General features: G+C 59.4%; 16 protein-coding genes. 7 read left to right on the top strand and 9 right to left on the bottom strand.

Features of this window, described 5'->3' with window-relative positions; all coding sequences use genetic code 11:
- Window positions 1–29 precede the first annotated feature (29 nt).
- Both PIB16_RS13730 and PIB16_RS13725 read right to left on the bottom strand, forming a co-directional pair.
- Window positions 30–1157, bottom strand: coding sequence for an LLM class flavin-dependent oxidoreductase (locus PIB16_RS13730; RefSeq protein WP_080857245.1), 1128 nt, complete (start codon window positions 1155–1157; stop codon window positions 30–32).
- The gene (locus PIB16_RS13725) at window positions 1154–2005 is read right to left on the bottom strand and encodes an ABC transporter substrate-binding protein (protein ID WP_271045770.1); all 852 of its coding nucleotides are present in this window, start codon (window positions 2003–2005) and stop codon (window positions 1154–1156) included. The genes PIB16_RS13730 and PIB16_RS13725 overlap by 4 nt, the downstream gene beginning before the upstream one ends.
- A 211-nt stretch (window positions 2006–2216) precedes the next feature.
- Between PIB16_RS13725 and PIB16_RS13720 the strand changes: the two genes are divergently transcribed.
- Window positions 2217–2582, top strand: coding sequence for an ArsR/SmtB family transcription factor (locus tag PIB16_RS13720; protein WP_065655633.1), 366 nt, complete (start codon window positions 2217–2219; stop codon window positions 2580–2582).
- Window position 2583: 1 nt separating this feature from the next.
- Window positions 2584–3213 (top strand): glutathione S-transferase family protein, encoded by a 630-nt coding sequence (locus PIB16_RS13715; protein WP_271045769.1) that lies wholly within the window; start codon window positions 2584–2586, stop codon window positions 3211–3213.
- Here PIB16_RS13715 and PIB16_RS13710 read toward each other — a convergent pair.
- Both PIB16_RS13710 and PIB16_RS13705 read right to left on the bottom strand, forming a co-directional pair.
- Window positions 3210–5045 (bottom strand): ABC transporter ATP-binding protein, encoded by a 1836-nt coding sequence (locus PIB16_RS13710; protein ID WP_271045768.1) that lies wholly within the window; start codon window positions 5043–5045, stop codon window positions 3210–3212. The genes PIB16_RS13715 and PIB16_RS13710 overlap by 4 nt on opposite strands.
- A gap of 213 nt (window positions 5046–5258) precedes the next feature.
- Window positions 5259–6455 carry an aminotransferase class V-fold PLP-dependent enzyme gene (locus PIB16_RS13705; RefSeq protein ID WP_271045767.1) on the bottom strand — a complete coding sequence of 399 codons (1197 nt, stop codon included), beginning with the start codon at window positions 6453–6455 and terminating at the stop codon, window positions 5259–5261.
- Window positions 6456–6543: 88 nt separating this feature from the next.
- Here PIB16_RS13705 and PIB16_RS13700 point away from each other — a divergent pair, with 88 nt between their 5' ends.
- Window positions 6544–7380, top strand: coding sequence for an IclR family transcriptional regulator (locus PIB16_RS13700; protein WP_059758172.1), 837 nt, complete (start codon window positions 6544–6546; stop codon window positions 7378–7380).
- Between the two features lie 6 nt (window positions 7381–7386).
- On the opposite strand, the gene PIB16_RS13695 is transcribed toward PIB16_RS13700, so the two are convergent.
- The 5 genes from PIB16_RS13695 to PIB16_RS13675 all read right to left on the bottom strand — a co-directional run bounded on the left by PIB16_RS13695 (window position 7387) and on the right by PIB16_RS13675 (window position 12747).
- Window positions 7387–7881, bottom strand: coding sequence for a RidA family protein (locus PIB16_RS13695; protein ID WP_003519868.1), 495 nt, complete (start codon window positions 7879–7881; stop codon window positions 7387–7389).
- Window positions 7882–7969: 88 nt separating this feature from the next.
- Window positions 7970–9193 (bottom strand): amidohydrolase/deacetylase family metallohydrolase, encoded by a 1224-nt coding sequence (locus PIB16_RS13690; protein ID WP_271045766.1) that lies wholly within the window; start codon window positions 9191–9193, stop codon window positions 7970–7972.
- A 1-nt stretch (window position 9194) separates the two neighbouring features.
- The gene (locus PIB16_RS13685; RefSeq protein ID WP_125146319.1) at window positions 9195–10070 is read right to left on the bottom strand and encodes an ABC transporter permease; all 876 of its coding nucleotides are present in this window, start codon (window positions 10068–10070) and stop codon (window positions 9195–9197) included.
- Complete coding sequence (locus PIB16_RS13680; protein WP_174036788.1) at window positions 10070–11011, bottom strand: ABC transporter permease; 942 nt, start codon at window positions 11009–11011, stop codon at window positions 10070–10072. Before PIB16_RS13680 ends, PIB16_RS13685 begins: the two co-directional genes overlap by 1 nt.
- Window positions 11012–11220: 209 nt before the next feature.
- Entirely contained in the window at window positions 11221–12747 is a 1527-nt protein-coding gene (locus PIB16_RS13675; protein WP_271045765.1) for an ABC transporter substrate-binding protein, read from the bottom strand.
- Window positions 12748–13250: 503 nt separating this feature from the next.
- On the opposite strand from PIB16_RS13675, the gene PIB16_RS13670 reads away from it, so the two are divergent.
- The 4 genes from PIB16_RS13670 (at window position 13251) to PIB16_RS13655 (ending at window position 20692) form a co-directional block, all read left to right on the top strand.
- Entirely contained in the window at window positions 13251–14375 is a 1125-nt protein-coding gene (locus tag PIB16_RS13670) for a glycosyltransferase family 4 protein (RefSeq protein ID WP_003519874.1), read from the top strand.
- Window positions 14376–14791: 416 nt separating this feature from the next.
- Window positions 14792–15988: a polysaccharide biosynthesis/export family protein gene (locus PIB16_RS13665; protein WP_003519875.1), complete on the top strand. Its 1197-nt coding sequence runs from the start codon at window positions 14792–14794 to the stop codon at window positions 15986–15988.
- Between the two features lie 289 nt (window positions 15989–16277).
- Window positions 16278–17555 carry an efflux RND transporter periplasmic adaptor subunit gene (locus PIB16_RS13660; RefSeq protein ID WP_271045764.1) on the top strand — a complete coding sequence of 426 codons (1278 nt, stop codon included), beginning with the start codon at window positions 16278–16280 and terminating at the stop codon, window positions 17553–17555.
- The gene (locus tag PIB16_RS13655; RefSeq protein ID WP_078052568.1) at window positions 17552–20692 is read left to right on the top strand and encodes an efflux RND transporter permease subunit; all 3141 of its coding nucleotides are present in this window, start codon (window positions 17552–17554) and stop codon (window positions 20690–20692) included. The genes PIB16_RS13660 and PIB16_RS13655 overlap by 4 nt, the downstream gene beginning before the upstream one ends.
- Window positions 20693–20732 lie beyond the last annotated feature (40 nt).

Here is a 20732-nt window from a genome sequence, read left to right as displayed (position 1 = left end):
GTCTTTCTTCTCCACTCCCGAAGCCATGCTCAGGAGGCCTTGGCCGAGAGATCGCGGTCGAACAAAGTCGACCATGTGAATTGTTTTGCCGCCGAGACCTCACGCGATACGTCGAGCCGCGGCAGAACCTTTTCGCCGAAGCGGAACGCCTCTTCCAGCAATGGCATGCCGGAAAGGATGAAGGTATTCACGCCCGCCTTCTTATAGGCCTCCAGCGTGCGGATGACAGTATCCGGCGAACCGACAATCGCGGTTCCCGGGCCCGGCCGCACAAGGCCAATGCCGGCCCAGAGGTTGGGCGCGATTTCAAGATCGCGCAGGTTCTCCGGTTTCTGTCCGCCGTGCATCGCCGTCATTCGCTGCTGGCCGACGGAATCGGTCTTGCCGACGAAACGCTGGTTGGCGGCAATGGCACGCTCATCCATGCGCCCGTAGAGATCAGCGGCGGCGGCCCATGCCTCTTCATCCGTATCGCGCACGATGACATAAAGGCGAATGCCGTATTCCAGTTCGCGACCGAGCTTTTCCGCGCGGGCCTTGACCAGATCGACCTTCGCGCCGATCTGATTCGGGGTTTCCCCCCAGGAAAGATAGGTCTCGACATGTTTGGCCGCGACGTCGATGGCCTTGTCCGAGGAACCGCCGAACCACAAAGGCGGCGGCTCGATGCCCTGCCCGACCGGGAGGGCGAGCTTTGCGCCCTCCGTCTGGAAATGCCGGCCCTTGAAATCGACCGTTTCGCCGGCAAAAAGCCGGTGCCATATCTGCAGATATTCATCCGCCATATCGTAGCGCTCGTCATGCGGCATGGTCATGCCGTAAGCGCCGAGCATTTTCGCATCGCCAGAGACGACATTGATCAGCAGGCGGCCGCGTGAAAACTCCTGAAGCGTCGCCGCCATCTTGGCGAGCAGCGTCGGCGCGACAAGACCCGGATGAATGGCGACCAGAAACTTCAGCCGCTCGGTATAGGAAAGCAACGCGCCCGCCAGAACCCAGACGTCGTGCGCGCCGGTGGCAAACAGCGCACCGGTATAACCCAGCTGGTCGTAAGCGAGCGCCAGCTGTTTGTAATAACCGAGATCGACCTTGCGGGACCCTTCCGGCTGCCAGGGATAGGCACCATCGGGTGCGCACATGTACCAGAAAACATTCATCTGCCGCCTCCCGTGCTGGCTGATTGCCCGGTCAGAACCGGTAAAGAGAAATGACCGTGCCTGTAAAGCGTTTCGGCCTCCTCCTGCTGTTCGGCAAGGATATTTTCGGCAGCGGCCACGACGGAAAGGTCTCGCGACCTCAGCACCTTGGCCCAGGACTGTGCATCACCTTCGCTGCCCGTTTCGGCGGCGAGAAGGGCAGCGGCTTTGTCGATATCCGCCATCACGGCCCGGCCGACGCGATCCAGTTCGGCCGCAATTGCCTGCCCTGTCTCGCCCGCTATGTTGTGGCGCGCAAGCGTCCAGAATAGCGAACGGTTGGGAATGGTGGAGCCGCAACGGACAAGAAGGTTGATCTCCTCATGGGTCAGAGCCTTTTCCAGCCGCGGCGACATCGTCACCCAGGCATCGACACGGCCTTCCACGAGATCGCGCAGGCTATCGCTGTCGCCGCTTTCAATACGGATCACATCCGCAAGGCCAAGCCCCGCGCCTTCCAGACTGCGCGCCAGAAGATAGGTGTGAAACGATCCATCGATCAGCGAAATGCGCTTTCCCGAGAGATCAGCGGCTGAGCGGATCGGGCTATCGCGCCGCACGAGGATTGCGCCATTGGCGGGCCTCGGCGCGGAAGCAGCGATATAGACCGCCGAAAGCCCGCGCGCATCCGCCTCAATGGGCGGTGTCGAGCCGGTGCCGCCGAAATGGATGTCGCCCTTTTCCAGAAGAGCTGCCGTATCGCGGCCTTCACGATAGCCCACGAATTCCGGATCGAATTCTTCAAAGGCGCCGGGCCAGAGCCGGGCGAGACGTAAATGCAGATTGTTGGGATGAACCCCGATTTTCATGTCGACACCTCATTTCCCATTCAATCTACTTTTTTATAGAATGTTTTCGAGAAACGTTTTGGCGATCCTCGGCCGGAAAGCGAAAGAGAAATCTACCAATCCTGTAGATTTTAAAAAATGCCAGACAGAGCTGCGATGAGACTCATCAAACCATTGAAATTTATCGCCACACAATCTACTTTTTTGTAGTTTGAAAAATGGGCCTGAAGTCGTGACGAAACCGGTTTCCAATCTCATCTGCCGCAGCGTGGTGGAAGCGAGCGAGCTTTTGAAGCTTGTCGCCAACGCCAATCGTCTGGCCATCGTCTGTTATCTAATGGAAACGGAAGCCTCCGTTTCCGCGCTGGAATATGAACTCGGTATCCAGCAACCCACGCTTTCGCAGCAGCTTGCCGAATTGCGTGACGCCGGTGTGATCGAAGGCTCACGGGAAGGCAAGGCGGTGATCTATCGTGTCACCGATCCGCGCATCGTCCAGCTGGTTTTGACATTGCGCGGTCTTTACACGGAGCTTTCCGATGTGACCGGCAAGAAAGGCAGACGGGCACTGCCGCTGGATGAGGCAATGTTCGACTAGCATGATCGACCTTTACACCTGGATCACGCCCAACGGCCTTAAAATCTCGATTGCGCTGGAAGAACTGGGCCTGCCCTATCGAAGCCACGCCATCGACATCGAAAAAGGCGAGCAATTTGCCGCCGATTACGTCCGCATCAATCCCGGCTCGAAAATCCCTGCGATCGTCGACGATGAAAACGGCACCGTCCTGACGGAATCGAACGCGATCCTCATCTATCTCGCCGAAAAGGTAGGCCGGCTTCTGCCCGCCTCCGCGACAGAGCGACTGGTCGTCACAGAATGGCTGATGTGGCAGGCCGCCAATTTCGGCCCGACGCTCGGTTATGCCCATTATTTCCTGACCTACCATGCCGGACAGGCCCCCTTTGCCGAGACACGTTTCGCGGCGGATGTGGCGCGGCTTTACCGGACATTGAACGACCGCTTGAGCGAGCGGGAATTCGTGGCCAGCGATTTTTCAATAGCCGATATCGCCATCTGGCCATGGGTCTCACGTTTCGCGCGCCACAAAATCAATCTCGATGATTTTCCGGCGGTACAGCGGTGGTATCGCCAGCTTGGACAGCAGGAAAGTTTTCAGCGCGGTTATCGCGTACCCTTCGCAACGTCGGACGTACCCGGAATCTAACAGGCGACGAGGTGGCCGGGCGAAACCTCGCGATATTCACGCGGCTTGACGGCATAATCAACGGCGCGGATAGGGCTTTTCAGCTCGTCATTCGCAGCACCGCGCCTTGTGTTGCGGCGATCCGGGTCTGGCACCGGAACGGCCGCCATCAGCTTGCGGGTATAGTCATGCTGCGGATTGTCGAAGACAGCCGCACGCGGGCCGATTTCGACGATCTCGCCGAGATACATCACCGCCACACGGTGGCTGACGCGCTCCACCACCGCCATGTCATGGCTGATAAACAGAAAGGCAAGGTCGAGGCTCTGTTGCAGATCCAGCATCAGGTTGATGACCTGCGCCTTGATGGAAACATCCAGCGCCGAAACGCTTTCATCCGCGACAATCACCTTGGGCTGGAGCGCCAAGGCACGGGCGATGCAGATGCGCTGGCGCTGACCACCGGAAAATTCATGCGGGTAACGCGACGCCATGTCCGGTGAGAGGCCGACCTTTTTGAGCATGTCCGCCACCACATCCTTCGCCTCGCGGGCGCTTCCCATGCGGTGTTCCAGAAAAGGTTCGGCAATCGCGGCACCCACCGTCATACGCGGATTGAGCGATGCGAAAGGGTCCTGAAAGATCATCTGAACCGTCTTGCGCATGTCCCGCATGCCCGTCTTGTCGAGTGCGAGAATGTTTTCGCCGTTGACCACGACCGAACCGGCATCCGGCTCGATCAGCCGCATGATGGCGCGTCCGGTGGTGGATTTGCCGCAGCCACTTTCACCCACCAATGACAATGTTTCACCGGCCCTGAGCTCGAAAGACACGTTTTCCACCGCATGCACCCGGCCGCGGAGACGCCCCAGAAGACCGGAGTGAATATCGAAGCGCTTGGTCAGCCCCTCCACATTCAGGACCGGCTGTGCGGCTGCGTCAACGGTATCGGCGGGACGCGCCGGCTCCTGTGTTTCACCCGTGGTGGTATTGACGATGGGAAAACGGAGCGGTCTTTCCTCGCCCTTCATCGACCCCAGAACCGGAACGGCGGACAAAAGTGCGCGCGTATAGGGATGTTTACCGCGGTGGAAGATATCCGCAGTCGCACCGACTTCCACCTGCTCGCCGCGATACATGACGACTGTGCGGTCGGCGATTTCGGCCACCACACCCATGTCATGGGTAATGAACAGGACCGACGTTCCCTCCTCTTCCTGCAGCGTCTTGATAAGGTCGAGAATCTGGCCCTGAATGGTCACATCAAGCGCCGTCGTCGGCTCGTCGGCGATCAGGAGCTTCGGCCGGGAAGCGAGCGCCATGGCGATCATCACGCGCTGGCGCATGCCGCCGGAAAAGCGATGCGGATATTCATCGAAGCGCGAGGCGGCAGACGGGATGCGGACCTTTTCGAGAAGGCGGATCGTCTCTGCCCGCGCATCGGCTTTCGACATCGGCTGATGGCACAGCAGGGCCTCGGAAATCTGGTCGCCGATGGTGAAGAGCGGATTGAGGCTCGTCATCGGCTCCTGAAAGATCATCGCCACCTCATTGCCCCGCACCCGCCGCATGGCGTCTTCGGAAAGGGACAAGAGGTTGCGACCGCCAAGCAGGATTTCGCCCTGAACCCTGCTGCTTTCCCGATCCAGCAACCGCATGATGGAAAGCGAGGTAACGCTCTTGCCCGAGCCGCTTTCGCCGACGATCGCGACCGTCTCTCCCGGCCCGACATCGAAGGAAATATCACGCACCACCGGTTTCCAGCCGCCATCCACGTGAAAGGACGTGGTGAGATTGCGGACGGAAAGCACGGCATCTTCGGCACGGAGCGGTGCTGACTGCGGCATGGTCATGATCGTTCCCTTCTTTTCTTCTCATTTGAACTCAGGCAGGGCGTCGCCGCCTGTTTCTTCTCCCCAAGGGGGAGAAGGTGGCCCGAAGGGTCGGATGAGGGGGCAACGCCAGCGATAGACCGCACCCTTGCCCCCTCATCCCGCTGCCGCGGACTTCTCCCCCTCGGGGAGAAGAAACTCATGGCACCCGCTCGTTCCATATGCAGTCGTTACTTAGTCCGGCCAGCGCAGCATGCCGTCGAAACGGTGGCGGCTGCGGTCCTCGAACGGTGTTGCAATCACCTCGTTGGAGGCGCGCGCCTTGTCCAGCTCCTCGGCTAGCCGGGAAGCCACAATGGTTTCCTGGCCGGGATGCAGGTTGCAGGGGTCGAGATAGAAATAGCGGTGCTCCACCTCGTGGTCGCGGACAATGATCGGCGGGCTGCCTTTGGCGAGCGCCGTCGTCAGGTCCCAGGCGGTGATATGCGCTTCCTCGGCATCGATGATGACACGCAGACGGTCGAGCGGGTTGTTGGTCGGGTCGGGCTCGATCAGCGCCGTCACGCCCGGGCGTCCGTCCAGCGTCTTTTTCCAGAGGTTGAGGTAGCCGGTTTCACGCTCGCGAATGCCGGCATGGTCGCGCTTTTCCCAGGCTTCCAGCGCAGCCATCACGCCATAGATGCTTTCCTTGCCGACCTTCATGCCGCGGCCAACGCCCATATTCTGCAGGAAGGCGCTGCGCACCAGCTCCTTTTTGCCGGCGACGATGCCGGAAGTCGGGCCACCGAGGAACTTGTGGCCGGAATAAAGCACCACATCTGCGCCCGTCGCCAGAAACAGCTTCAGATCATATTCGGACGCCGCATCCACGATGACAGGCACGCCCCTGGCATGGGCGATCTCGACGAATTCGGAAAGATGCAGCAGGCCGTAATCCACCACATGGTGCGAGACGACATAGACCGCTGCAGCCGTCTTTTCGGTGATGGCGTTTTCCATGTGGAAACGATGGGTCGATGTTGCCTGCCCGATCAGCACCACCTTGCCGCCGCCGAGACGGATTGCCTGATCCACCGGCGCGCCATAGCTCACCACATGACCCATCTGCACCAAAACCTCGTTCTTCTCGGGCGCGACATCGGGCAGCTTTTCGATGGCCAGCAGATTATTGCCGGTAATGGCGCCCGCCACCGCAAGGCTTATGCCCGAGGAGCAGGAGGCCGTGACGAAACCGGCCTCGCCGCCCGTCAGCCTCGATATCACCGCGCTTGCCTTGCGTTGCAGATCGTTGATCTCGACGAATTGCGGCAGGATGGCCACCATGGCCTCTACCGCTTCCGGAACGACGATAGAAGCGCCGAGCGAGGTCATGGTGCCCGAGACGTTGATGACCGGGCGAAGGCCGATCCTGCTTCTGATATCCTCGGTCATGTCTTTCTCCTGTCCTTGCGATGCGATGGGCATCGACATATATGCCATAATAATGTAATAGCTTCTCAAAATTCATGAGGAGCCAAAATTGGACGCCCATAAACTGGACGAAACGCCTTCAACCGCCCTGTCCGACGCCGCCGAAAACGCGGACGCGAAGGCGGCCAAGCGCTCGCGCGTCAGCGGTATCGACCGCGCCCTTCAGGTTATTGATTACCTTTATGAAACCGGATCGCCAGCGGGCGCTTACGCTATTGCCAAGGCCATCAAGGCGCCGCTTTCCACCGTCTATGTGATCATTGACGATCTCGTCGAAAAGAACATGCTGGCGCGCAATGCCGATGGCAACATCTGGCTCGGCGCGCGGCTTTACCATTATGGCCTTGCTTATGCCCGCTCGCTGGATTTCATGGGTGTCGCCACCCACGAAATGCACGATCTGTGCCGCCACGCCGGCGAGACCGTTCAGCTTTGCGGCCGCGACGGCGACCATATGCTGGTGCTGGCCATGGCCGACGGTCCGAGCCATTTTCAGGTCGCCTCGCGCGTCGGCACCCGCGTTCCCTTGAACTGGACGGCATCCGGACGCCTGCTCGTCGGGCATCTTCCGGAGGCCGAACGCGTCGAGCTTTTCCGCCGTTGCGCCCGCACTTCTCCCACGGGCCGTGCGGAAATCAACCCGGAGACCCTGTCGCAATCGGCAGGCGCCGCCTTCCATGACCGGCTGTCGATACAGGTCGCCGAATCCGACTACGCCGTCGCCTGCATCGCCTCGCCGATCTGCGACAACAGGGGCGAATGCGTAGCGACGATTTCCATCGTGCTGCCGGAGCAGAAGGTGCTGGCGGACGAGAACCATTATACCGAACAGGTCAGGGTCTCGGCGGAACGGATCGAAAAGCTGATGGGCTGGCGCAACCATTGAACGGCCTCAATCCTTGAGTGCGACGATGGCTTCTATCTCAACGGTGATGTTGCCCGGCAGTGAGCCGAAACCAACGGCGGAGCGGGCGTGCTGTCCCGCATCGCCGAACACATCGATGAAAAGATCGGAACAGCCGTTAATGACGCTCGGATGATCGCGGAAATCGCTGACGGCATTGACCATGCCGAGCAGCTTGACCACCTTCTTCACCCGCGACAGGTCCCCCAGCGCCTCATGCATGACGGCAAGCAGGTTGATGCCGGTGAGCCGCGCATGGTTATAGGCCTCTTCCAGCCCGATTTCCGCGCCCACCTTGCCGGCGTAAAGATGGCCGTTTTCCTCCCGCGGCCCCTGCCCCGAAAGATAAAGCATGTTGCCTTCCACCACATGGGTGACGAAATTGGCGATCGGCGGCGGCGGCGGCGGCAGGGAAATGCCGAGCGCGGCGAGCCGGTCATAGGGCGAATGACGCCCCTCTGCCTCAAGCGAAGACTGTTTCACGCGAATTCCTCATAATACAGGGACGGGTATCCCTTAATCTCTGCGGAAGACGGAGGGGATTGCCCTCCTCCGCCTTGTCCATTTGGGTTCAGCGCCAGGAATAACCATGGCTGTGGCGCACGAGCTTGCGCGCCCTTGGAATGTAACGGCTGGCAGCAATCGCCTCCGCGCCGATGACCGCGTAACGCGGCTCGAACAGGCGCTTCAGGCGCGAGACGTCGCCATTGGAATCGGTCGCTTCCAGATCGGAATCCACGAGATCGAAAACCGTGAAATCGGCGCGCTGGCCGACATCGAGACGGTTTTCCATATCGAGGCGGATCACGGAGGCCGGATTGCGGGTGACGGCCTCGACGACATTTTCGAAGGGCATGTCGACCGCGAGCAGCTTCGACATGGTCGTCGCCAGATCCCAGACCGGGAAATTCATCGAATGGCCATGCAAATCCGTGGAGATCGAGAACGGCAGCAGCCCGCGCGCAATCGCCGCTTCCGCCACCTTGAAGGAGAAGGAGGCGCCGCCATGGCCGATATCCAGCCGAATGCCTTCGCCCGCACAACGTTCGGCAAGGTTGAACAGGTCCTCGTCTTCCATGATGCTGGAACCCGATTTGCCATTGAAGCAATGGGTCACGACATCGCCGGGGCCGAGAATTTCCAGCACCTCGTCGTAAAGTGCGGGCGGTTCGCCCACATGCACCATCATCGGCACTTTCAAGATCTTGGCGATCTTCTTGCCGAGCTTGACCGGCGTAACACCCCAGGAGCCGGTGATAACATGGCTCGCCCGCACCTTGAGGCCGACAATATGTTCGCTGTTTTCGGCGTAACATTCGATGATACGATCGAGATCGATATCCTTGATGTCGCGCAGTTCCGGCACGCGGTTACAGGCGACGAGACCGATGGAACCGAGATTGAGGAAGGCCTTGATGCGTTCCCTCGAGGGCTCGATGATATATTCACGGAAACCGTGGAAATTCGCCTCACCCGCCGAACCGGCATCCACCAGCGTGGTCACGCCGCGCTCGGCCCCGCATTCCGAGGGGCGGATGGAGATATCGGTGCCGCCATGCCAGATATGCACGTGCAGATCGACCCAGCCGGGCGAGACGAAGGCACCCTTGGCATCGATGCGCTGCGCATCAGCAGGCGCTTGAAGGCCAAGCCCAACCGCAGCAATCCTGCCATCGCCGCCGATCAGGATATCGGTCGAAGCCTGTGGTGCACCCTTTTCGAAACCGACGGGTTTGACATTGGTGAGAAGAATGGGAGCTTGAAGAGGCGTTTTCGCCTGTTCACCGGACGTCATATTACAAATCCCTTCGCAGTCTTGGGTCGAGCATGTCCCGCAGCCCGTCACCGACCATTTGCAGCGACAGCACGGAAAGAATGATGGCAAAGCCGGGGAAATAGGTCATCCAGTCGGCCTGGCCGATATATTGGCGACCGGCGGAGATCATGGTTCCCCAGGTCGGAATTTCCGGGCTGACACCGAGCCCCAGAAACGACAGGCCGGCCTCGGCCAGCATGGCGCTGGCAAAAAGGAAGGTGCATTGAACGAGGATCGGCGAGACCAGATTGCGCAGCACATGCCGCGTCATGATGTGGAAGGTGGAAATGCCAAGCGCCTTCGCCGCCTCCACATAGGGCAATTCGCGGATCACCAGGGTCGAGGCGCGCACGATGCGGGCAAGGCGCGGCGAATAGACCACGGCAAGTGCGATGATCACCGTCGTCAGCGACGGGCCGAGTGCTGCAACCAGCGCAATCGCCAGCAGAATATCCGGGAAGGCCATCATCGCGTCGATCAGCCGCGCAATCGGCGTATCCAATTTCTGGAAGAAGCCGGCGAGCAGGCCAAGGGTGATGCCGATCAGCGCCGAAAGCGCCACCACGGCGGCGCCGACCAGAAGCGACAGCCTTCCGGCATAGATGGTGCGCGAGAAGACGTCGCGACCGAACTCGTCGGTGCCGAACCAGTAAAGCTCGCTTGGCGGCTTCAGGCGGTTCACGATCGACAGTTTCGACGGCGAATAGGGCGCAATCATCGGCGCGAAAACCGCGAGCAGCACGAAGACGAGCAGCACAATGAGACCGGCAGCGACCGTCTTGCGCTTCACGAGGCGCCGAATGAACAGGACGGTCGGGTTGCGTGCCGGCGGAGCGGTGGAAACGATATCGGCCATCAGTAACGAACCCTCGGATCGACCAGCAGATAGAGCATGTCGATTGCAAAATTGATGAGCACGTAAAGCCCGGCGATGACGAGAAGCGCGCCCTGAATGACCGGATAATCGCGCCTGAGAACGGCCGAGACGACGAGATTGCCGACGCCCGGCAGACCGAAAACGGTTTCCGTGACGACCGCGCCGGAAATCAGCACGGCGGCGGTAAGTCCGAGCACGGTGAGGATGGGAATAAGCGCGTTTTTCAACGCATGTTTCATCACCACGCGGCGCTCCTTGACCCCCTTGGCACGGGCGGTGCGGACATAGTCGTCACCTAAAACATCCAGCATCGAGGCGCGGGTGAAGCGCAAAATGAGGGCGGAGGAAACGAGGCCGAGCGCGATTGCCGGCAGGGTCAGGTGATACATGCGCTCAAGGAAGCTAGCACCCGGCCCGCCATAACCCGATACCGGGAACATATCGAGCCGCACGGCGAAGACCTGCATGAGGATGAGGCCGAGCCAGAAGCTCGGAATGCTCGCCGCCAGCATCGCCACCGTCGTCGCTGCCTGATCGACAAAAGAGCCACGCCGGTACGCGGCATAGATACCGATGGGAAGCGCGATGACGCTGGCGATCAGCAGCGAAAAAATCGTCAGGAAAAAGGTCGGTTCGGCCCGGTCCAGCAGGGCTGATCCCACCGGCATATTGAGGAAGATAGACTGGCCGAGATCGCCCTTCAGCAATTGCCCGATATAATAGACATATTGCACGCCGAGCGACTGATCGAGGCCGAGCCGGCCGCGCAGCTCCGCAATATCCTGCGCCGAGGCATCCGGCCCCAGCATCACGGCCGCCGGATCTCCGGGCGTGACGCGCAGGATGACGAAAACGATGGTGACGACGAGGAACATCACCACGATCATTCCCGCAAGTCTCTGGAAAATATACCGTATCACGTATCAAGGCTCCGAAGCGGGTGATAGGCCGCGACCAGGCGACGGTTGAACCGGGTTGCTTAAAGATCGACTGCTCACTTCCGTCATGCCGGACTTGATCCGGCATCCGGCCACCACGCGTCCGCGTGGTGAAAAGGTCTCTTGCGATCAAGGACTTGATCGCGCTGGACCCCGGCTCAAGGCCGGGGTGACGGCGTGCGGTGCCGGCCTTACTTCGGGACCGATGCATTCCAGAAGTAAGGCCATGGAGCCGGATCGACGCCTTCCAGCTTGTTGGACTTGGCCGCCACGGCATTGAAGTCGCCGATCTTGATGAGCGGCAGCTCGGCATAGATCGTCTTCTGCACATTGGCCCAGAGCGCGATGCGCTTGTCAGGATCGGCTTCCGAGGTGAAGGCGTCAACCGCCGCCTTACGCGCCGGCGTATCCCACCAGCCTGGCGAGCCGGTGGAGAGCGCACCGATCAGCGCCGGCTCCGGCAGGAAGGGGCTATGGGTGATGTAGATATCCCAGAGCTTCGGATCGGCGCGGCGCTGTGTCAGCGTCGCCCAGTCCACCACCTGCATATCCACCTTGAAACCGGCAAGTTTCAGATATTCCGCAGCAACCTGCGCCATCTTGTAGTGGAACTCATACTGCCGGCTGGTGAGGATGCGCAGCGGCTCGCCATTATAACCGGCAGCCTTCAGCTTTTCGGCAGCAGCTTCCGGGTTGCCGACGTTGTAAGTGCCCTTGACGCCCTCTTCCGAATGCCAGGAGAAATTGGACGGATAATAGGCGCCATCGAGCGCATAGAAATCCGTGCTGCCGAAAGCGGCCGCCAGCATGTCTTCCATGTTCAGCGCTTCGGTCACCGCCTTGCGGACCTCCAGCTTGGAAGAAAGCCCCTCCTTCGTGTTGAACACGAAGACCGGATAACCGAAAGGCTTCAGCATCAAAGGCTGCGAGGCAGACGACGACTTCACCTTGTCGAAGGATTCCACCGGAATGGAATCGACGTAATCATATTGCCCGGAAACGGCGGCTTCGACGCGAGTATTCGGATCGGGCACCGGAACGAAGCGGATTTCATCGAGATACTGGTGGCGTGCACCGCCATAACCGTCGCTTTCGCCATTGCGGGACTTGTAGCCATCGAAACGGACGAGCTGGATATACTGGTCGGCCTTGCGTTCCTTCAGCATATAGGGACCGGTGCCGATGAATTCGGCCATCGGCTCCGCCTGCTTTTCGGCCGGCAGAATGATGGCTGCGGAATTGTTGAAGGCGAGCAGCGAGGCGAGCGGCGCATAGGGCTGCTTGAGGGCAATCGTGACCGTTCCGGCATCCGGCGCGGAGATATTGTCGATAAAGCCGGCTGCCTGCTTGCCGCGCGAGGCGATCTTCATCCAGCGGCCGAGCGAGGCGACGACATCTTCGGATGTCATGTCGCTGCCGTCATGGAACTTGATGCCCTGCCTGAGCTTGATCGTGTAGGTTTTGCCGTCCGCACTGATCTCGGGCAGGCTTTCCGCCAGAAGCGGTGTCACCTTCCAGCCCTTGTCGAAGGTATAGAGCGTTTCGAAAATGTGCTGCGTGACGATGCCGACGAGATCGGCAGTAGACGCCATGGGATCGAGGGTCGGCGGCTCGCCGATCGTGGCGACATTGATAACACCGCCCTTCTCCGCAGCCATCATTACACCCGGCGCCAACATCAAAGCGGCGGTGGCGAGAAATGCAAGTTTACGTCTCATGGTCAAGCTCCCAGCTCTTATGTGTTCCATTATTATGTTATATGCATCTTTATAACAGAATATCTCGATAAGACGCCTTGTCAATGACAATGCGGCGCGATGATGGGTTTCCATGATCGGCAAAACGCAAGACAAGTCTTCAGGAGAAGTGGCAGCACCGTTTAAGACAATGAAAAAACAGGATTTTCGCCCAAAATACGGCGCGCGGTGATATCCATCTCTTCCGGCTGGGAGAGAGGGAATGACGACCGTCGTCTAACTGCAAAGGAAGAAAGGGAATTAAGAAGGTTGGATATTTCGCATTTGCGAACAAAGTGCTATTAAAGAGCGGACTAACGCTAGGCCACCACAGACATACCCGCATATTCTTATTAATCGTTACGCTATTTGACGCCGTCAGCCGTATTTTCAAGGGCTGCAGACAGACCTGATATTCTACACCGCCAAACTTTATTCCACGGCGGAACACAAATTTTTATTACGTTGAAATTATTGAGGAAATTATGAAGACGGCAATCGTGCATGACTGGCTCACCGACAGAGGCGGGGCCGAAAAAGTGCTTCACAACCTTCTTGAAATTTATCCTCACGCGGATCTGTACTGCCTTGTCGATTTCATGAGCGAGCGCGACCGGGGGTTTCTCGGCGGCCGTCCCGTCAACACCTCCTTCATCCAGAAGCTGCCTTTCGCGCGAAAAAAATACCGCTCCTATCTGCCGCTGATGCCGCTTGCCATCGAACAGTTCGATCTGAGCGGCTACGATCTGGTGATTTCCTCGAGCTATGCGGTTGCCAAGGGCGTCATCACCGGCCCGGGCCAGTTTCACGTCTCCTATATCCATAGCCCCATCCGCTACGCCTGGGACCTACAGCACCAGTATCTCAAGGAAACCAGACTGACGCGCGGCTTCACCTCATGGATCGCGCGCGCCATTCTGCACTATATCCGCATGTGGGACATCCGCACCGCCAACGGTGTCGACCTGATGACGGTCAACTCCAAATTCATCCGTAACCGGGTGCGCAAGTGTTATGGCCGCGATTCCACCGTGATCTATCCGCCGGTGGACACGTCCCATCTTTCCCCGTCCGAGCTTAAGGGTGACTATTTCGTCACGGCATCGCGGCTCGTGCCCTACAAGAAAGTGCACCTGATCGTGGAAGCCTTTGCAAAGATGCCCGACAAACGGCTGGTCGTCATCGGCGACGGGCCGGACATGAAACGCATCCGCGAAATCGCCACGCCGAATGTCGAAATTCTCGGTTTCGTCGGCAATGACGAGCTTCACAAATACATGGCCGAGGCCAAGGCCTTTGTTTTTGCGGCAGAAGACGATTTCGGCATCGTGCCGGTCGAATCCCAGGCGCTCGGCACACCGGTCATCGCCTATGGTAAGGGCGGCGTGCTGGAAACCGTCGTTCCGCTTGGCGCCTCCAACCATCCGACCGGCCTTTATTTCGGTGAGCAGACACCGGAGGCAATCTGCGCCGCCGTGCAGGAATTCGTCGACAATTCTGACCGCTTCGACAAGAACGCCTGCATCAACAATGCCGCCCGCTTCTCACGCGAGCGTTTCCTGCGTGAATTCGCGGACACGGTGAATTTCGCACTGGCTGAGCGGGCATGACAGGCACATAAAAAAACATTTACAAAACAATTGATTAGTCTTCGCGTCAGTAAACGACAAAAGAAACCGCGTAAGCGTGACAAAACTGCACTAGCGCAATGCAGCAATCAAAGAGATTATGGCATCCAACTGAATATTGAAGCGCAACAATACTGACACCATCAGGGGATTCAAACATCGTGCCTCGCCCGGAATTTTTCGGCGCAGTTGAGCGATGATGAACTTGAAGCATCGTCTGAAATTGGGCATATGCCTGATAGGGGACGTAAACATCCGGGGATGCGATTCCGCTGAACGGATGTAATGCCGGTTTGGATTTCCTTTACCGGTGTCATTTATGAAGCGCTTATTTTTAAAAACTTATACGATGTCCGAATTATTTCTGCTTTTCGGACGGCATTCATTTCGAGGACCAAATGCGTTTATTGAATGTTTCGATTCTGCTTGCCTCTGCAGCACTGGCGGGTTGCACGGTTACTGCGGCCTCCGGCCCCGATGCAGCCTCGATCGAATCTAACGCTTCCGTGAAATTCGCATCCAAGGACAAGCAGAAAACCGCCGGTGTCGACTACGCGCTGCTCGACATCAACAGCTCCGTCCTCAATTACGTCGGCGACACCACAACCACCACCCTGCTCGGCAGTTTCGGCGGCGGCAAGGGCGGTGTTCCGGCGCTGCCGATGGGTGTCGGCGACGTGGTGCAGGTCGCGATCTTTGAAAGCCAGGCCGGCGGCCTGTTCATTCCGAACGACGCGGGCAGCCGTCCCGGAAACTTCATCAGCCTGCCGAACCAGACCGTGGACCGGGAAGGCAATATCAGCGTTCCCTATGCGGGCAAGATTCGCGCCACCGGCCGCAACGTCGAGGATGTGCAGAGCGAAATCGAGGAACGGCTCGCCAACCGCGCCATCGAGCCGCAGGTTCTTATCACCAAGATTTCCAGCCGCTCCGCACAGGCTTCCGTGCTGGGCGATGTCAAGGAACCGACGAAGGTTCAGCTTTCGGAAGCGGGCGATCGGGTTCTCGACGTCATCTCCTATGCAAAGGGCCTCAGCGCCCCGAATATCGAATCCTATGTCACGTTGATCCGTCGCGGCAAGACCGCCCGCGTCAACTACAACCACCTCGTCAGCACGCCGTCCGAAAACATCTATGTGGTTCCGGGCGACACGATCATGGTGGAGCGTGAGCGCCGCACTTATCTTGCTTTCGGCGCTTCGGGCCTCAACGGACGTTTCGAGTTCGAGGATGCCGATCTCAAGCTTTCGGATGCACTCGGCAAAGCGGGCGGACTGCTCGATTCCCGTGCCGACCCGGCTCAGGTCTATGTCTATCGTATCGTCAAGCGCGATCTTCTCGTGAAGCTCGGCATCAATACGTCCAAGTTCCCCGGACAGGACGTTCCAGTCATCTTCCGCGCCAATCTGCGCGATCCGTCGACCTTCTTCGCCGCTACGAAGTTCCCGATGCAGGATCGCGACATCATCTATGTCACCAACTCGCAGGCCACCGAACTTTACAAGTTCCTGGATCTCGTCGGCTCCGTACCGGCAACGACGGGCAATGTCGCCGAGGACGTGCTGGCAACCCGCAACGCCATCCGGGCCTTCTAATCGGCGGCTTCTCGCCGTTCATACCAAAGCCGCCCCGTAAACGAGGCGGCTTTTTCTTTGGCCGGAACCAGCGGCGAAGAAAAACATGGTCAAGCATTGCCTTGGGCATGAACCGAAACCGTCTGCCTCCTGAAAGGCAAGGGATATAGCGACTGTCATTGTCGCCGCCATTACAAAAGTTTAAGGTGATTTCGCAGCGCATTGGGTGTCTTGTGGGGGAAAGCTGCTCCCAAGGCTTACCGCACATGTTCGGGAAACATGTATCGCTCTCATTACGCGGAATCGTCAGATGAAACGTTTCTGGACCGCTCTCAGCGTTCTTGCCATCGCAGCCGCCGGTGCCTGGTATTTCAAGGATCGCCTGCCGCTCGATCAAGTCCCCTATATCAAGCAATTTGCCAGCGTGTCTCCCAGGGCCGACGCCGAAACGGCGACGCAGTCCTCCCAAAGCGGCCAACCAGCCCGGCAGCAGGGACAAAAACAGGGTGGAGGGCGGCGCAATGGCGGGCCACCCACCGTCAGCACCATCGCCGTCGGCAAGGCGACGCTGCCGATGGATGCAACGGCGACGGGCTGGGCCGTTGCGGCCGACATCACCAATATCGCGCCGCTTCAGGCCGGCCTCGTCATGGAAATCGAGGCGAAGGACGGTCAGCATATCAAGGCGGGCGACCTTATCCTCAAGATGGATGACCGCATCGCCCGCGCCGCTGTCGACAAGGACAAGGCCAATATCGCCGCCGATCAGGCAACGCTGGAGCAGACGGAGGCCGCCTTCCAGCGCGCCGCCAATCTCGTCAAGCAGAGCGCGGAATCCCAGCAGGTGCTGGATCAGGCAAGGGCGGCGCGGGATAGCGCCAGCGCCAAGATCGATGCCGACAAGGCAACGCTTGCCTCCGACCAGGTGACGCTCGAGCACATGGAAATCCGTGCCCCCTTCGATGGGCGGCTCGGTGATATCAGTGTCAGCCCCGGCGCCTATCTCAGCGCCGGCGTCAATATCGTGACGATCACCAAATACGATCCGATTTCGGTCAGTTTCCGGCTCTCTCAGCGCTATCTACCGCAATTGCGAGAAGGCGTGGCGAAAAATACCGCAGTCGATGTCGACCCCGCGGCGACGGGGGGCGAACCGATGAGCGGCGTGCTGCGGTTCTACGACAATACGGTGGATCAGACCTCCGGTACGGTGCTGGCCAAGGCGGAATTCAAGAACGATCGCGGTCTTTTATGGCCCGGCCAGTCCGTCAATGTCACCGCGCACTTCGTTTCGGACGATGAAATGATCGTCGTACCGACGGTTGCCGTGCGGCCGGGGCCGAAGGGCAATTTCGTCTATACCGTCGATAGCGAGCATCATGCCCATATGACGCCGGTGGAAGTCGCCCGCTCGAATGGCGATCTTACCGCCATCGCAAGCGGTCTCAATGGCGGCGAGCATGTGATTATCGAGGGTCAATCCGAACTTGCCGACGGCCAGTTCGTGGTCGAGCAATTTTCCGACAAGGGCGGTGCGGCCGGCAATCTGGCCGCCAATATTCCGCAGGAAAAGGTTGGCGGCCAATGATCCCGAATTTCTGCATCAACCGGCCCGTCGCCACCACGCTTCTCGCCATCGGCCTGGTGCTGGCCGGACTTGCCGGCTTCCGCCTGCTGCCCGTCGCCGCCCTGCCGAAGGTGGATTTCCCGACGATCAACGTTTCCTCGTCGCTTTCCGGCGCTTCGCCGCAAACCATGGCCACATCGGTCACCACACCGCTGGTCAAGCAGTTCGAGACCATTCCCGGCGTCAGCGAAATCAGCGCCACCAACACGCTCGGCAACAGCTCGATCGTGCTGCAGTTCGATCTTAACCGCGATATCGATGCAGCGGCGGCCGATGTGCAGGCCGCGATTTCACGCGCGCAGCGGCAATTGCCGAGCAACATGACGACAACACCAAGCTATCGCAAGACCAACCCGGCCGATGCGCCGGTGCTGCTGCTTGCCGTCAATAGCAAGGAGATGCCGACTAGCAAGGTGGACGAAATCGCCGAGAACATCATTTCTCCGCTTCTTTCCACCATATCGGGCGTCGCGCAGGTGAGCATCTATGGCGCGCAGACCTATGCCGTGCGTATCGGCCTCGATCCGGCCCAGCTTCAGGCAAGAGGGCTTGGCGTCGACACCGTCACCACGGCCATAGCCCAGGCGAATAATCAGGTGCCCGTCGGGGCTTTGCAGAACGACAATCAGCGCCTGACGATCGAGGCCGATACCCAGCGCACCAATGCGGCCGCCTTCCGCTCGCTGGTCGTCTCGACGAATAATGGCGCGCCGATCCATCTCGGCGATATCGCCAATGTCACCGACAGCATCGACAACACCAATGCCGGCAGCTGGTTCGACGGCGAACAGGCCATCGTTCTCGCCGTGCAGCGCCAACCGGACGCCAATACGGTCGACGTGGTGGACGCCATCAAGGCCAAGCTGCCGGCGCTTCACCAGCAATTGCCGCCTTCGGTCAATATCAACGTCATGAATGACGCCTCGACCGCCATCAAGGACGCGATTTCGGACGTGCAGTTCACGCTGTTTCTCACCATCGGGCTGGTGGTTGCGGTCATCTATCTCTTCACCGGGCACCTGACGGCGACCATCATTCCGGGTCTTGCAGTCCCCCTGTCTCTCATCACCGCCTTCGGCATGATGTATGTTCTGGGCTACAGCATCGACAATATCTCGCTGCTCGGTCTGACACTTTCGGTGGGGCTGGTGGTGGACGATGCCATCGTCATGCTGGAAAACATCCTGCGCCTGCATGAAAAAGGCCTGCCCATGCGCGAAGCGGCCCTTCAGGGCGCGGCAGAGGTCAGCAGCACCATTCTCTCCATGTCCATCTCGCTGGTGGCCGTCTTCATCCCCATCCTGTTGATGGGCGGCGTCATCGGCAGGCTCTTCAACGAGTTCGGCATGGTCGTCACGCTCGCGATCATGGCCTCGGCGCTGGTCTCGCTGACGGTGACGCCTATGCTCGCTTCGCGCCTCTCCGGCCACTCCTCCAGACCACCGGCGATCATCCGCTGGTTCGATGCGGGTTTCGAACGCACGCTGCGCGCCTATGGCCGCGCCGTCGGCTGGTGCCTTTCCCATCGCCGCATCGTTTTGGCATCGTTTCTTGCCTCGGTCGCGGCATCGCTCTATCTCTTCGAAACCCTGCCCTCCAGCTTCTTTCCCCAGGAAGATATTGGCCGTCTTTCGGTTTCGACGCAGGCGCGTGAGGATATTTCCTATACGGCGATGCGCGATCTCCAGGCCCAGGTCGCCGATCAGATTCGCAAGAATCCGGCCGTGGTGCACGTCACCTCCATAGTCGGCGGCAATTCCCGCAATCCGCTGAACAACGGCTCGATGTTCGTGGAGCTGAAGCCTAAGGAAGAGCGCGCGCCGCTCAGCCAGGTGCTGGCGGAACTGGGGCAGGCCACATCGAAAGTGGCGGGCATCCGCACCTATATCAATCCGCAGCAGAGCCTGCGTTTCGGCGGACGCAGCTCCGCCAGCCAGTACCAGCTCGTCGTTCAGGGCCTGAATGCCGACACGACCAATGAATGGTCGAACAAGCTGATGGAAGCGATGCGCCGCGACCACACCTTCACGTCAGTCACCTCCGACGCCCAGAACGGCGCGATCGCCGCGACGATTTCCGTCGACCCGGAAAAGGCGGCTGCCTTCGGCATCACCAACGACCAGTTGCGCAAGACGCTGGAAATGTCCTTTGGCGGTTATACGGCGGCACAGATCCAGTCGACCGGCGACAGCTACGACGTGATTGTGGAATTCGACAGCTCGAAACCGTGGAATGATGATTTCCTCAGCGATATCAACATTCTTTCGGCAAAATCGGGCGTTCTGGTTCCGCTTTCAAACTTCGCCAGCCTCACCCGCACGCAGGCGCCCGTTACCATCAACCAGACGGGCCAGCTCGTCTCCACCACCATCTCCTTCAACCTGCCGGACGGCGTGGCGCTTTCCGATGCCACGAGCCGGATCGATCAGATCAAGAGCACGATAGGCCTGCCGCAGGATGTCTTCACCAGCTATGGCGGCACGGCGGCGATCTTCCAGCAGAGCCAGGGCAATACCGGCATTCTCATTCTGGCGGCGGTTCTGACCATCTATGTGGTTCTCGGCGTGCTTTACGAGAGTTTCATCCATCCGCTGACCATCCTCTCCGGCCTGCCGGCTGCTGCCTTCGGCGCGCTGGTGGCGCTGAAGGTGATGGGCATGGATTTCTCGATCATCGCGCTGATCGGCCTGCTGATGCTGATCGGCATCGTCAAGAAAAACGCGATCATGATGATCGATGTCGCGGTGGAACTGATGCGCGAAAAGGCCGAGCCGCCCGCAACCGCCATTCACGAGGCCTGCGTGCGCCGTTTCCGGCCGATCATGATGACGACCTTCTGCGCGCTGCTTGGGGCGCTTCCCATCGCGCTCGGTTCGGGCGCGAGTTCGGAACTGCGCCAGCCGCTCGGCGTCGCCGTGGTTGGCGGCCTTATCGTCTCGCAATTGCTGACGTTGTTCATCACGCCTGTCATTTTCGTGGAAATGGACCGGTTCGGCCACTTCCTCACCGGGTTGTTTTCCCGCAAGAAATCAGCCGGGAAGCACGCCGAGCCGCAAAAGCCAGAGGGCAAAGGCGAACCTGATTCCGTCGCTGCCTAGATCATTTTGATTTTACGACTTGTCCGGACGTAAAAGCGTT

The organism is Agrobacterium sp. ST15.13.015, assembly GCF_027871645.1.
Lineage (GTDB): Bacteria > Pseudomonadota > Alphaproteobacteria > Rhizobiales > Rhizobiaceae > Agrobacterium > Agrobacterium leguminum.
Note: the sequence above shows the minus strand (reverse complement) of the source record. Positions and strands in the feature narration are given on the sequence as shown.

Bases quoted from the DNA above. Each gene is read 5' to 3' on its own strand.
- PIB16_RS13730 (WP_080857245.1), bottom strand. From the start codon at position 1,157: ATGAATGTTTTCTGGTACATGTGCGCACCCGATGGTGCCTATCCCTGG.
- PIB16_RS13725 (WP_271045770.1), bottom strand. From the start codon at position 2,005: ATGAAAATCGGGGTTCATCCCAACAATCTGCATTTACGTCTCGCCCGG.
- PIB16_RS13715 (WP_271045769.1), top strand. From the start codon at position 2,584: ATGATCGACCTTTACACCTGGATCACGCCCAACGGCCTTAAAATCTCG.
- PIB16_RS13710 (WP_271045768.1), bottom strand. From the start codon at position 5,045: ATGACCATGCCGCAGTCAGCACCGCTCCGTGCCGAAGATGCCGTGCTT.
- PIB16_RS13705 (WP_271045767.1), bottom strand. From the start codon at position 6,455: ATGACCGAGGATATCAGAAGCAGGATCGGCCTTCGCCCGGTCATCAAC.
- PIB16_RS13690 (WP_271045766.1), bottom strand. From the start codon at position 9,193: ATGACGTCCGGTGAACAGGCGAAAACGCCTCTTCAAGCTCCCATTCTT.
- PIB16_RS13685 (WP_125146319.1), bottom strand. From the start codon at position 10,070: ATGGCCGATATCGTTTCCACCGCTCCGCCGGCACGCAACCCGACCGTC.
- PIB16_RS13675 (WP_271045765.1), bottom strand. From the start codon at position 12,747: ATGAGACGTAAACTTGCATTTCTCGCCACCGCCGCTTTGATGTTGGCG.
- PIB16_RS13670 (WP_003519874.1), top strand. From the start codon at position 13,251: ATGAAGACGGCAATCGTGCATGACTGGCTCACCGACAGAGGCGGGGCC.
- PIB16_RS13665 (WP_003519875.1), top strand. From the start codon at position 14,792: ATGCGTTTATTGAATGTTTCGATTCTGCTTGCCTCTGCAGCACTGGCG.
- PIB16_RS13660 (WP_271045764.1), top strand. From the start codon at position 16,278: ATGAAACGTTTCTGGACCGCTCTCAGCGTTCTTGCCATCGCAGCCGCC.
- PIB16_RS13655 (WP_078052568.1), top strand. From the start codon at position 17,552: ATGATCCCGAATTTCTGCATCAACCGGCCCGTCGCCACCACGCTTCTC.